Here is an 11,506-nt window from a genome sequence, read left to right as displayed (position 1 = left end):
GCGTTCCGCCACAGATTTGGACTCACGGTCACCGCTGACGGCAGTGATCACGAACTAGGAGAGCAGGGACAGGACATGTCCGAAGTCACCATCAATGCCGACGACGTCCGTAGCGCGCTGAGCGAATTCGCCGCGTCCTACGAGCCCGGCACCGCAGAACGAACCGAGGTCGGCCGCGTCAGCAGCGCCTCCGACGGCATCGCGCGGGTCGAAGGCCTGCCCTCGGTCATGGCCAACGAGCTGCTGCGCTTCGAGAACGGCGTCCTCGGCCTCGCGCAGAACCTCGACACCCGCGACATCGGCGTCGTGATCCTCGGCGACTTCCGCGGCATCGAGGAGGGCCAGGAGGTCCAGCGGACCGGGGAGGTCCTCTCCGTGCCCGTGGGCGACGCCTTCCTCGGCCGCGTGGTCGACCCGCTGGGCACGCCCATCGACGACCTCGGCCCCATCGAGGCCGAGGGCCGCCGCGCCCTCGAGACCCAGGCGCCCGGCGTGACCATGCGCAAGTCGGTCCACGAGCCCCTGCAGACCGGCATCAAGGCCATCGACGCGATGATCCCGATCGGCCGCGGCCAGCGCCAGCTCCTCATCGGCGACCGGCAGACGGGCAAGACGGCCATCGCCGTGGACGCCATCCTGAACCAGCGCGCCAACTGGGAGTCCGGCGACGTCAACAAGCAGGTGCGCTGCATCTACGTGGCCGTGGGCCAGAAGGCGTCCACCATCGCCGGCGTGCGCCAGACCCTCGAGGACAACGGGGCCCTGGAGTACACGACCATCGTGGCGGCCCCCGCCTCCGAGGCCGCGGGCATCAAGTACCTCGCCCCCTACGCCGGCTCGGCCATCGGCCAGCACTGGATGTACGGCGGCAAGCACGTCCTCATCGTCTTCGACGACCTGTCCAAGCAGGCCGAGGCCTACCGTGCGGTCTCGCTGCTGCTGCGCCGCCCGCCGGGACGCGAGGCCTACCCGGGCGACGTGTTCTACCTGCACTCCCGCCTCCTCGAGCGCTGCGCCAAGCTCTCCGACGAGCTGGGCGCCGGGTCGATGACCGGGCTGCCGATGATCGAGACGAAGGCCAACGACGTCTCGGCGTTCATCCCCACCAACGTCATCTCCATCACCGACGGCCAGATCTTCCTGCAGTCGGACCTGTTCAACGCCAACCAGCGACCGGCCGTGGACGTGGGCATCTCGGTGTCCCGCGTCGGCGGCGCCGCGCAGGTCAAGGCCATGAAGAAGGTCTCCGGCACGCTGAAGCTCGAGCTGGCGTCCTACCGCTCGATGCAGGCCTTCGCGATGTTCGCCTCCGACCTGGACCCCGCGTCCCGGCAGCAGCTGACCCGCGGCGCCCGGCTGATGGAGCTGCTGAAGCAGAAGCAGTACACCCCGTATCCGGTCGAGGACCAGGTCGTGTCCATCTGGGCCGGCACCAACGGCCACCTCGACGAGGTGGAGGTCGCCGACGTGCTCGACTTCGAGCAGGCCCTGCTGGAGCACGTGCGCCGCACCACCAACGTGATGGACTCCATCGTCGGCTCCGGCAAGCTCGAGGACGACGCCGTCGCCGCGCTGGAGACGGCCGTCGCCGAGGTCAAGCGGGACTTCCGGGGCACCAAGCACGGGATCGAGCCGGGCCACGAGGAGCACGAGCCCCTCGACGCGTCAGCGGTCGACCAGGAACGGATCGTCAGGAAGTAACCGGTCGGTCCGGTGCGCCGCCGCGGCGGCGCACCGGACACGGTGACGAAAGGAAGTCACATGGGAGCGCAGATTCGGGTCTACCGGAACAAGATCGCGTCGACCAAGTCCATGAAGAAGATCTTCAAGGCCATGGAGATGATCGCGACCTCGCGCATCAACAAGTCCCGACAGGGTCTGCAGGCGGCGCGTCCCTACGCGAACGCGCTGACCCGGGCGGTCTCACAGGTCGCCACCCAGCACAACGTCTCCCATGCCCTGACCACGAGGGCCGACGAGGTGCGCCGGTCGGCCGTGGTGATCATGACCTCGGACCGCGGTCTGGCCGGGTCCTACTCGTCCAACGTGCTCAAGGAGGCCGAGGGCCTGCTGGAGCTGCTGCACGGGGAGGGCAAGGAGACCAAGGTCTACCTGATCGGCCGCAAGGCCCAGGCGTACTTCGACTTCCGCAGCCGTCCGTACGAGCGGAACTGGACCGGGGACACGGACAACGCCCGGCCGGACCGCGCGCGGGAGCTGCGCAAGGTGCTGATCGAGGACCTGGAGACCGCGTACGAGGACGGCGGCGTCGACGAGATCCACCTCGTCTACACGTCGTTCCAGTCGATGGTCGTCCAGGAGCCCCGGGTGCTCCGGCTGCTGCCGCTCGAGGTCGTGGACGCCAACGCGCTGACCGACGAGGTCGCCCAGGAGTTCGAGGAGCTGGAGGAGCCCGACAGCACCTTCGAGTTCGAGCCGAACCCCGAGGAGTTCCTCGACGCCGTCCTGCCGCGATACATCGACGCCCGACTCTTCGCGAGCCTGGCGCACGCCGCCACCAGCGAGCTCGCGGCCCGGCAGCGGGCGATGAAGGCGGCCGGCGACAACGCCGACGACCTCATCAAAAAGTACACGCGCCTGATGAACAACGCCCGCCAGGCCGAGATCACCACTGAGCTCACCGAGATCGTGAGCGGCGCCGAGGCCCTGTGACGGGCCGTCCCGGCGATCCAGCAAGTGTCCACCACGAACAAGTGAAGTGAGAGATATGACTGCCACCATCAGCGAACAGGCCGGGCAGCCGGTCTCGGGCGGTGCCACGGGACGCATCGCCCGGGTCATCGGGCCGGTCGTCGACGTCGAGTTCCCCGAGCACGCCGTGCCCGGCATCTACAACGCCCTGACCGCCCAGTACGAGCTCAACGGCGAGAAGCGGACGATCACGTTCGAGACCGCCCAGCACCTGGGCGACAACATGGTCCGCGCGATCGCCCTGCAGCAGACCGACGGCCTGGTGCGCGGCACCGAGGTCAAGGACTCCGGCGAGCCGATCTCCGTGCCCGTGGGCGACGTGGTCAAGGGCCACATCTTCAACGTCCTCGGTGAGGCCCTCGACGTCGAGACGTCCTCCCTGGAGATCACCGAGCGCTGGCCGATCCACCGCAAGGCGCCGTCCTTCGCGGAGCTCGAGGGCTCCACGGAGATGATGGAGACCGGCATCAAGTCGATCGACCTGCTGACCCCCTACATCAAGGGCGGCAAGATCGGCCTGTTCGGCGGCGCCGGCGTGGGCAAGACCGTGCTCATCCAGGAGATGATCACGCGTGTGGCCCGCAACTTCGGCGGCACCTCGGTCTTCGCCGGCGTGGGCGAGCGCACCCGTGAGGGCAACGACCTCTGGGTCGAGATGGAGGAGGCGGGCGTCCTCAAGGACACCGCCCTCGTGTTCGGCCAGATGGACGAGCCGCCGGGAACGCGTCTGCGCGTGGCCCTGACCGGGCTCACGATGGCGGAGTACTTCCGCGACGTGCAGAACCAGGACGTGCTGCTCTTCGTCGACAACATCTTCCGCTTCACCCAGGCCGGCTCGGAGGTGTCGACCCTGCTGGGCCGCATCCCCTCCGCCGTGGGCTACCAGCCGACGCTGGCGGACGAGATGGGCGTGCTCCAGGAGCGCATCACCTCGACCCGCGGCCACTCGATCACCTCGATGCAGGCGATCTACGTGCCCGCCGACGACTACACCGACCCGGCCCCGGCCACGACGTTCGCCCACCTGGACGCGACCACCGAGCTCTCCCGCGACATCGCCTCCCGCGGTCTGTACCCGGCGATCGACCCGCTGACCTCGACCTCGCGCATCCTCGACCCGCAGATCGTGGGCCAGGAGCACTACGACGTCGCGATCCGCGTCCGGTCGATCCTGCAGGAGAACAAGGAGCTGCAGGACATCATCGCGATCCTCGGCGTCGAGGAGCTCTCCGAGGAGCAGAAGGTCGTCGTCTCGCGCGCGCGCCGCATCGAGCAGTTCCTCTCCCAGAACACCTACACCGCCAAGCAGTTCACCGGTGTCGAGGGCTCCACGGTCCCGCTCGCCGAGACCATCGAGGCGTTCGGGAAGATCTGCGAGGGCGAGTTCGACCACGTGCCGGAGCAGGCGTTCTACAACGTCGGCGGTCTCGACGACGTCATGCAGCAGTGGGAGCAGATCAAGAAGCGGACCGGTGGCAAGTAGCCATGGCTGAGATGATCGTCGAAATCGTCTCCCTCGAGCAGGCCGTGTGGACCGGCACCGCCCGGATGGTGCGGGTCCGCACGTCCGAGGGCGACATCGGTATCCTGCCCGGCCACGAGGCCGTGGCCGGCATCCTCAAGCCCGGCGACTTCGCGGTGGACCCCGTGGACGGCTCCCGGCTCGAGGGCACGATCGACGCCGGCTTCGTGTTCGTCGACAACGACCGGGTGACGATCGTGGCGGACAACGTGGAGCTGCCCGGCGCCGCCGCCGCCTGATCCCGCCCGTCCGCGCGGGGCCCCGCCCCGCGCGCCCAGCACAGTCGCGGCCTCCGCACCACCGGTGCGGAGGCCGCGGCCGTACCCGGGGCCCCGCAGGGACCCCGGCGAGACCGCCCAGGAGAGTGGATGGAAGAGAAGATCGTCGTGCACGGACCCACCGCGGTCAACGGCACCCTGCGCGTCTCCGGCGCGAAGAACAGCGTGCTGAAGCTGATGGCGGCGACCCTGCTGGCCGAGGGCGAGTCGACCATCACGAACGTCCCCGAGATCCACGACGTCACGATCATGGCGGAGCTGCTGCGCCGGCTCGGCTGCGGGGTGGTCTACGAGCGCGCCGAGAAGACCGTCCGCATCGACGTCCCGGCGGTCCTGCACCACCAGGCGGACTACGACCTGGTGCGGGCGATGCGCGCGTCGATCTCCGTGCTCGGTCCGCTGGTCGCCCGGTGCCACGTGGCCGAGGTCGCCCTGCCCGGCGGGGACGCCATCGGCTCCCGCGGCCTGGACATGCACCGGGCGGGCCTCGAGGCCATGGGCGCGGTGCTGCAGATCGAGCGCGGCTACCTCGTGGCGTCCGTGCCCCGCAGCCTGCGCGGGACGCACTTCCGCCTGGACTACCCCTCCGTGGGCGCCACGGAGAACCTCATGATGGCGGGGACGCTGGCCGAGGGCACCACCGTCATCGACAACGCGGCCCGCGAGCCGGAGATCGTGGACATCGGGCGGATGCTGCAGGCGATGGGCGCCCGGATCGAGGGGCTCGGCACGAGCACCGTGACGGTCGCCGGGGTGGCGTCCCTGCGCCCGGTGGAGCACCGGACGGTGCCCGACCGGATCGTGGCGGGCACCTGGGCGTTCGCCGCGGCGGTGACCGGGGGGACGGTGGAGATCGAGGGCGCGGAGCCCGGCCACCTGACCGTGGTGCTGGACAAGCTGCGCTCCGCGGGCTGCCGCGTGGACACGGACGGGGGCCGCTTCGTGGTCGCCGGACCGCGGCGACCGCGCGCGATCAACGTGTCCACGCTGCCGTACCCGGGCTTCCCCACCGATCTGCAGCCGTTCGTGGTGGCCCTCAACGCGGTGGCCGAGGGCTCCGGCATGGTCACGGAGAACGTCTTCGAGGCCCGCTGGGGCTTCACGGCCGAGCTCGAACGGCTGGGCGCGAGCGTGCGCCTCGACGGCCACCACGCCCTGGTGGCGGGGATGCCGGTGCTCTCCGGGGCGCCGGTGGAAGCCATGGACATCCGGGCGGGCGCGGCCCTCGTCATCGCGGGCATGGCCGCCGTCGGCACCACCGACGTGAGCGGCGTCCAGCACGTCGACCGCGGCTACGAGCACTTCGTGGAGCAGCTCGGGGCCGCGGGGGCCGCCGTCGAACGGCACCTGGTCGGCACCGCGTATTGAGCACGCTGGCACGACGGAGCCCCGCGCCCGGGACGGGTGCGGGGCTCCGTGCTCAGCCGGTGCGCGGGAAGCGGATCAGATGAGCGTGACGCCGGTGGCCTGCGGGCCCTTCTGGCCCTGGCCGATCTCGAACTCGACGCGCTGGTTCTCCTCGAGGGTGCGGAAGCCGCCCGACTGGATCTCCGAGTAGTGGACGAAGACGTCCGAGTCGGAGTCGTCGGGGGTGATGAAGCCGAAGCCCTTTTCGGCGTTGAACCACTTGACGGTGCCCTGGGCCATGAAGATCTCTCCTTGCGAGATGGTGCGAAACGTGTGCACAGGTCGTGCACGGAAGGGCGGTACCACGAGATGAGCCGAGGGCCGCGGTCTCCGTTCCCGAAGGAGGGGGACCAGGGCCAGGGTCGAACGTCACGCTCGCTTACCCGTTCTGCGAGCATGCAAAACATGGAACGAAGAACACGTTCAGCTTCACACACTCCCCGGGGGCGGTCAACGTTGTTCGCCTGCTGATCATCGCGTGTTGCGGGCTGTTCGCCGAGCGCGTGACCCCGGCGGCGCCCGGCGCGGACCCGGGCCCGCGCCGGTGGGCCCGGCGGAGTGGGCTCAGAAGAGGCGCGAGCCGCTGTCGTCGAGCCCGCGCATCTCGTCGTAGTCGAGGGTCAGGCACGCGATGCCCCGGTCCTCGGCGAGCACCCGGGCCTGGGGCCGGATGAGCTGGGCGGCGTACACCCCGCGCACGGGCGCCAGGAGGGGGTCCCGGTTGAGCAGCTCGAGGTACCGGGTGAGCTGCTCGACGCCGTCGATGTCGCCGCGGCGCTTGAGCTCGACCGCCACGGTGGCGCCGGCGGCGTCGCGGGCCAGGATGTCCACGGGCCCGATCGCGGTGGGGTACTCGCGCCGGACCAGGGTGTGCCCCGAGCCCAGGCGGTGGATCTGCTCGGCGAGCAGTCGCTGCAGGTCCGCCTCGACGCCGTCCTTCACCAGCCCGGGGTCGGTGCCCAGCTCGTGGGAGACGTCCTCGTGGATCTCGAACACCTGGATGACGAGGCGGTCGTCGCTCTTGGCGGCCTGGACGGTCCACGTCTGCAGGACGCCCTCGGCCGCGAGCTCGGCCTCCGGCTCGCCGACGTGCAGGCGGGCGGGCGGGCTCATCCAGTTCAGGGGTTTGTAGCTGCCGCCGTCCGAGTGGACGAGCACGGAGCCGTCCGCCTTCACGAGGAGAAGACGCCGGGCGGCGGGCAGGTGGGCGCGCAGACGCCCTTCGTAGTCGACGGAGCAATCGGCAATGACGAGACGCACGCGGACCAGCCTAGCGCTCCGCGGGACCCGGCCCGGACCCGGAGGCCCCCGCTGTGAGACGATGGCGCCGTGCCACGCTCCAACCACTCCTCCCGACGCCGCCACGGCGGCCCCGGCAGCGGCCCGCGCGCGAGCAAGTGGCAGCGCGGCGCCGCCCAGGAGCCGTGGTCGGTCGAACGCGTCCTGGAGCCGGCGCCCACGGTGGAGCGCTCGGCGGACGGGGACTGGCTGGTCCGCCACGTCCGGCCCGCCAACGCCGTCAAGACCTACACCTGTCCCGGCTGCGGCCGCTCGATCCCGCCGGGGATCGCGCACCTGGTCGTCTGGCAGCAGGACTCCCTGCTGGGGGCGCGCAGCGCCTTCGAGGACCGCCGCCACTGGCACGAGCGCTGCTGGCGCACCCGCCGCTGAGCCCGGCCCCGCCCGGCGCGTCCGCCGTCACGGCGTCACGCCGGGAGCGGACACGCGGGCGCACCGGTGGCCGAGCCGCCCCCGGCGGCCGATAATCGTGGAAGACCCGCGGCGCCCGCCGGGCGCCGTCCCGCCGCCGGCCGCCGCCCCGGACCGGCGGACCGGACCACCGATCCCGCCCCGACACCGACGGCCCAGCGGACCGCCGTGCCCGTCGACGAGCCCTCAGGAGACGCCCCGTGAACGAGTTCCAGCACCAGCAGCCCCGCCGCACCGCCGAGACCGCTCCGCCGCCGCAGGAGACCCCGCTCCCGTCGTCGGTGCGGGGCGCGGTGGACCTGGGCGCCGTGCCCGCCGCCGGGCCGGGCGGGCCGCCCGCGGGGGAGGGCCGGCCGGGCGGGTACCGCCGGGAGGTGACGGCGGCGGACTTCCAGGAGGTCGCCGAGCTCTCCACCCGGGTCCCCGTGGTCTTCGCCCTCTGGGCCCGCTTCAGCGAGCAGTCCGTGGCGTTCACCGACACCCTGGAGCAGGTCGTGGACCGCTACCGGGGACGGCTCCTGCTGGCCTCCGTGGACGCCGAGGCGGTCCCCGAGATCGCGCAGATGTTCCAGGCGCAGTCCGTGCCCACCGTGGTGGCGCTGCTCGGCGGGCGGCCCGTCCCGCTGTTCAACTCCACGGTCCCGGCCGAGCAGGTGACCCAGCTGCTGGACGAGCTGCTCGCGCTCGCCGAGCAGAACGGGATCACGGGCACCGTGGAGCCCGTCCGTCCCGACGACGAGCCGGAGCCCCTGCCCCCGCTGCACCAGGAGGCCGTGGACGCCCTCGAGGCCGGGGACGTCGACGCCGCCGAGGCCGCCTACCGGAAGGCGATCGCCGAGAACCCTGGGGACCGGGAGGCGAAGCTCGCCCTCGCCCAGGTGCACCTGCTCCAGCGGGTGCTGCCGCTGGACGCCGCGACGGTCCGCGCCGAGGCCGCCGCCGCCCCGGAGGACGTGGCGGCGCAGCTGGCCGTCGCCGACCTCGACGTCTCGGGCGGCCACGTGGAGGACGCCTTCCGGCGGCTGCTGGACCTGGTGCGGCGCACCGCCGGGGAGGAGCGGGACGCCGTCCGGCTGCGCCTGCTCGAGCTCTTCGACGTGGTGGGCGCCGAGGACCCGCGCACGGTGACCGCCCGGGGCGCCCTGATGCGCGCCCTGTTCTGAGCCCCCGCCCCTGACGCCCCCCTGACCGCCCCGCCCGCACGGCCACCGTCCGCCGGCGCGCGGCGCGTCCTCCGCCGCACGGTGGAGCGCACCCCGCGCGCCGGCGGGGCGGGCTCCGCCGCGCGCCGGAGGCGCGCCCGGTCCCCGCCTGCCTACGCTGGGGGCATGAGCCACCAGCACCTCCCGCAGGCCGCCCCGGAACGGACCGGCGCCCCCGCGCCGGACACCCCGGCGCCCCCGTCCGGCGGGCCGCCGGCGCTGAGCGTGCGCGGGCTCGTCCGGGTCTTCGGCCGCCCCGGCACCCCCGAGGCCAAGGTCGCCGTGGACCGCGTGGACCTCGACGTCCCCCGCGGCTCCTTCTTCGGCCTCGTGGGACGCAACGGCGCCGGCAAGACCACGATGCTGTCCATGGCGACCGGACTCCTCCGCCCCACGGCGGGCAGCGCCCGCGTGGCCGGTGTCGACGTCTGGGCCGAGCCCCGGCGGGCCAAGCAGCTCATGGGCGTGCTGCCGGACGGCCTGCACCTGTTCGACCGGCTCACCGGACGCCAGCTCGTCACCTACGCCGGCCTGCTGCGCGGCATGGACCGGGACGTCGTGGCCGAGCGCACCGACGACCTGCTGCGCGCCATGGACCTCACGGCCGACGCCGGGACCCAGGTCCAGGACTACTCCGCCGGCATGACCAAGAAGATCGCGCTGGCCGGCGCCCTCATCCACGCCCCGAGCCTGCTCGTCCTCGACGAGCCGTTCGAGTCGGTCGACCCCGTCTCGGCGGCGAACATCCGCGAGATCCTGCACGGCTTCGTGTCCGCCGGCGGGACCGTGGTCGTCTCCAGCCACGTCATGGACCTCGTGCAGCGGATGTGTGACCACGTCGCCGTGATGGACCGCGGCCGGGTGCTGGCCGCCGGGACGGTCGACGCGGTCCGGGCCGGGGCCACGCTCGAGGACCGGTTCGTCGAACTGGTCGGCGGGCGCCGGGAGACGGGGGAGGGCCTGCCGTGGCTGCGCCCGGAGTGAGCCCGGAGCTCGCCCCGGCCCCGGAAGGCCTCGCCCCCGCCCGGGCGGGCACCGCCGCCCTGGCCGGGCGCCTCGTGGGCCTCAAGGCGAGGATCCTCGTCAACACCCTCACCCGCAGCACCTGGGTGCTCGTGGGCACCGTGCTGGGCGCCGCCTACTTCGTGTTCCTGCTGGGCCTGGCCGTGGTCGCGCTGTTCCTGCTGGGCCGTCAGGACCTGTCCCTGGTGCGCACCGTGCTCGTGCTGGCCGGGTCGGCGGCCGTGCTGGCCTGGTGGCTGCTGCCCATCCTCGCGGCGCGGGCCGACGCCACGCTGGACCCGGCCCGCCTCGCCCTCCTGCCCCTGTCCGTGGGCCAGGTGCAGTGGGGCCAGGCCCTCGGCGCGGTCGTCGGCGTGCCGGGTGCGCTCACCGTCGTGGCGCTCCTCGCCACAGTGAGCTCCTGGCGCTCGTCCGCGGCCGCGCTGCTCGCGGCCCTCCTGTGCGTGCCGCTCGCGCTGGCCCTCGTGGTCACCGGATCCCGCTGCGTCACCGCCCTCGCCGTCGGTCTCGGCCGCCGCCGGCGCCTCACGGAGCTGGTCTCGCTGGCCGCGCTCGTGGCCCTGGTGCTGCTCGGCCCGATCCTCACCGGCCTGCTGAGCGGGCTGGAGCGGCTGTGGGACCGGCTGCCGCAGTACGCCGGCGTGCTCGCGTGGACGCCGGTCGGAGCCGTCTGGGCGGTCCCGGCCGACGTCGCCGCCGGCCGGTGGGGCTCCGCCGCCGCCCGGCTGGCCGTCACGGTCCTGACCGTCGTCGTCCTCGTCCTCGTCTGGCGGGTCGCGCAGGAGCGGGCCCTCACCAGCACGGCCGGCGGGCGGACCGCGGCCCCGCGCGAAGGGGCCGCCGGAGCGGGGCTCCTCGACCTCGCGCCCCGGCGCCCGTGGGCGGCCGTCGCGGCCCGGTGCCTGGTCTACTGGGTCAGGGACCCCCGCTACTCGGCCGGTCTGCTCGTCATCCCGGCCCTCGCCGTGCTCATGTGGTTCTCCCGGGACCCGGACGGAGGCGGCGTCTTCCTCTACGCCCTGGGCCCGATGATCGCGGCGCTGCTCGCGTACCAGATCTCGGGCGACGTGTCCTACGACAACACCGCCCTGCACCTGCACGTCCTCACCGGTGTGCGGGGCGTCCACGACCGCGCGGGCCGGGTGCTCGCGCTGCTCGTGATCGCCGTGCCGCTCACGGCGGCCGGGCTGCTGCTGCCGTTCGCGGTCGAGGGCCGGTGGCAGCTGCTGCCCGGGGTCGCGGGCACCGCGCTGCTGGCGCTGCTGGGCGGGGCGGGCCTGTCCTCGGTGATGTCCGCCCGGTACACCTACCCCGTGGCCCCGCCGGGCGCGTCCCCGCTGAAGACGCCGCAGGGCTTCACCGTCCTGAACGTCCTCGTCCAGTTCGTGGCACTGGGGCTGATCCTCGTCCTCGTGCTGCCGGCCGCCGTCCCCCTCCTCGTGCAGGTCTTCACCGGCGACCCCGTGTGGGGCTGGGCGGGGCTGGCCGCCGGGGCGGTGCTCGGCCCGCTGCTGTGCTGGGGCGGGATCGTCCTCGGCGGGCGCTGGTACGACCGGCGGGCCCCCGAGCTGCTCCAGGAGGTCGCCCAGTTCCGCTGAGCGGGACGGGCGCTCCCGGCGCACGGGGGCCGGCGGGGACGGGGTAAACTGGCG

General features: G+C 72.8%; 11 protein-coding genes. 9 read left to right on the top strand and 2 right to left on the bottom strand.

The window, feature by feature from the left end; translation table 11 throughout:
- The first annotated feature begins 75 nt into the window (after positions 1–75).
- The 5 genes from atpA to murA all read left to right on the top strand — a co-directional run bounded on the left by atpA (position 76) and on the right by murA (position 5,880).
- A complete protein-coding gene (atpA, locus tag RF644_RS13140) occupies positions 76–1,701 on the top strand; it encodes a F0F1 ATP synthase subunit alpha (RefSeq protein ID WP_017833258.1) in 1,626 nt (541 codons plus the stop codon).
- Positions 1,702–1,761: 60 nt separating this feature from the next.
- A complete protein-coding gene (locus RF644_RS13135) occupies positions 1,762–2,673 on the top strand; it encodes a F0F1 ATP synthase subunit gamma (protein WP_368796819.1) in 912 nt (303 codons plus the stop codon).
- 55 nt (positions 2,674–2,728) lie between these two features.
- Positions 2,729–4,195 (top strand): F0F1 ATP synthase subunit beta, encoded by a 1,467-nt coding sequence (atpD, locus tag RF644_RS13130; RefSeq protein WP_017833256.1) that lies wholly within the window; start codon positions 2,729–2,731, stop codon positions 4,193–4,195.
- Positions 4,196–4,197: 2 nt separating this feature from the next.
- The gene (locus RF644_RS13125; RefSeq protein ID WP_031282932.1) at positions 4,198–4,473 is read left to right on the top strand and encodes a F0F1 ATP synthase subunit epsilon; all 276 of its coding nucleotides are present in this window, start codon (positions 4,198–4,200) and stop codon (positions 4,471–4,473) included.
- 129 nt (positions 4,474–4,602) lie between these two features.
- Positions 4,603–5,880, top strand: coding sequence for a UDP-N-acetylglucosamine 1-carboxyvinyltransferase (gene murA / locus RF644_RS13120; RefSeq protein WP_017833254.1), 1,278 nt, complete (start codon positions 4,603–4,605; stop codon positions 5,878–5,880).
- A gap of 75 nt (positions 5,881–5,955) precedes the next feature.
- Here murA and RF644_RS13115 read toward each other — a convergent pair whose 3' ends face one another.
- Both RF644_RS13115 and nucS read right to left on the bottom strand, forming a co-directional pair.
- Positions 5,956–6,159 carry a cold-shock protein gene (locus RF644_RS13115; RefSeq protein ID WP_017833253.1) on the bottom strand — a complete coding sequence of 68 codons (204 nt, stop codon included), beginning with the start codon at positions 6,157–6,159 and terminating at the stop codon, positions 5,956–5,958.
- 324 nt (positions 6,160–6,483) lie between these two features.
- On the bottom strand, positions 6,484–7,179 hold the full coding sequence (nucS, locus tag RF644_RS13110) for an endonuclease NucS (RefSeq protein WP_031282930.1): 696 nt from the start codon (positions 7,177–7,179) through the stop codon (positions 6,484–6,486).
- Between the two features lie 69 nt (positions 7,180–7,248).
- On the opposite strand from nucS, the gene RF644_RS13105 reads away from it, so the two are divergent.
- The 4 genes from RF644_RS13105 to RF644_RS13090 all read left to right on the top strand — a co-directional run bounded on the left by RF644_RS13105 (position 7,249) and on the right by RF644_RS13090 (position 11,452).
- The gene (locus tag RF644_RS13105; protein ID WP_017833251.1) at positions 7,249–7,590 is read left to right on the top strand and encodes a hypothetical protein; all 342 of its coding nucleotides are present in this window, start codon (positions 7,249–7,251) and stop codon (positions 7,588–7,590) included.
- A gap of 239 nt (positions 7,591–7,829) precedes the next feature.
- Positions 7,830–8,792, top strand: coding sequence for a tetratricopeptide repeat protein (locus RF644_RS13100; protein WP_368796818.1), 963 nt, complete (start codon positions 7,830–7,832; stop codon positions 8,790–8,792).
- 165 nt (positions 8,793–8,957) lie between these two features.
- Complete coding sequence (locus RF644_RS13095) at positions 8,958–9,815, top strand: ABC transporter ATP-binding protein (protein ID WP_035928856.1); 858 nt, start codon at positions 8,958–8,960, stop codon at positions 9,813–9,815.
- Positions 9,797–11,452 carry a hypothetical protein gene (locus tag RF644_RS13090; protein WP_368796817.1) on the top strand — a complete coding sequence of 552 codons (1,656 nt, stop codon included), beginning with the start codon at positions 9,797–9,799 and terminating at the stop codon, positions 11,450–11,452. The genes RF644_RS13095 and RF644_RS13090 overlap by 19 nt, the downstream gene beginning before the upstream one ends.
- Positions 11,453–11,506: the final 54 nt, after the last annotated feature.

This window comes from Kocuria sp. CPCC 205258, assembly GCF_040981005.1.
GTDB lineage: Bacteria > Actinomycetota > Actinomycetes > Actinomycetales > Micrococcaceae > Kocuria > Kocuria rosea.
The sequence above is the reverse complement of the archived record's forward strand: the minus strand, read 5'-3'. Positions and strand labels throughout refer to the sequence as shown.

What these genes read in the sequence shown, in the direction of transcription:
- atpA (WP_017833258.1), top strand. Translation starts at nt 76, where the DNA reads ATGTCCGAAGTCACCATCAATGCCGACGACGTCCGTAGCGCGCTGAGC.
- RF644_RS13135 (WP_368796819.1), top strand. Translation starts at nt 1,762, where the DNA reads ATGGGAGCGCAGATTCGGGTCTACCGGAACAAGATCGCGTCGACCAAG.
- atpD (WP_017833256.1), top strand. Translation starts at nt 2,729, where the DNA reads ATGACTGCCACCATCAGCGAACAGGCCGGGCAGCCGGTCTCGGGCGGT.
- RF644_RS13125 (WP_031282932.1), top strand. Translation starts at nt 4,198, where the DNA reads ATGGCTGAGATGATCGTCGAAATCGTCTCCCTCGAGCAGGCCGTGTGG.
- murA (WP_017833254.1), top strand. Translation starts at nt 4,603, where the DNA reads ATGGAAGAGAAGATCGTCGTGCACGGACCCACCGCGGTCAACGGCACC.
- RF644_RS13115 (WP_017833253.1), bottom strand. Translation starts at nt 6,159, where the DNA reads ATGGCCCAGGGCACCGTCAAGTGGTTCAACGCCGAAAAGGGCTTCGGC.
- RF644_RS13095 (WP_035928856.1), top strand. Translation starts at nt 8,958, where the DNA reads ATGAGCCACCAGCACCTCCCGCAGGCCGCCCCGGAACGGACCGGCGCC.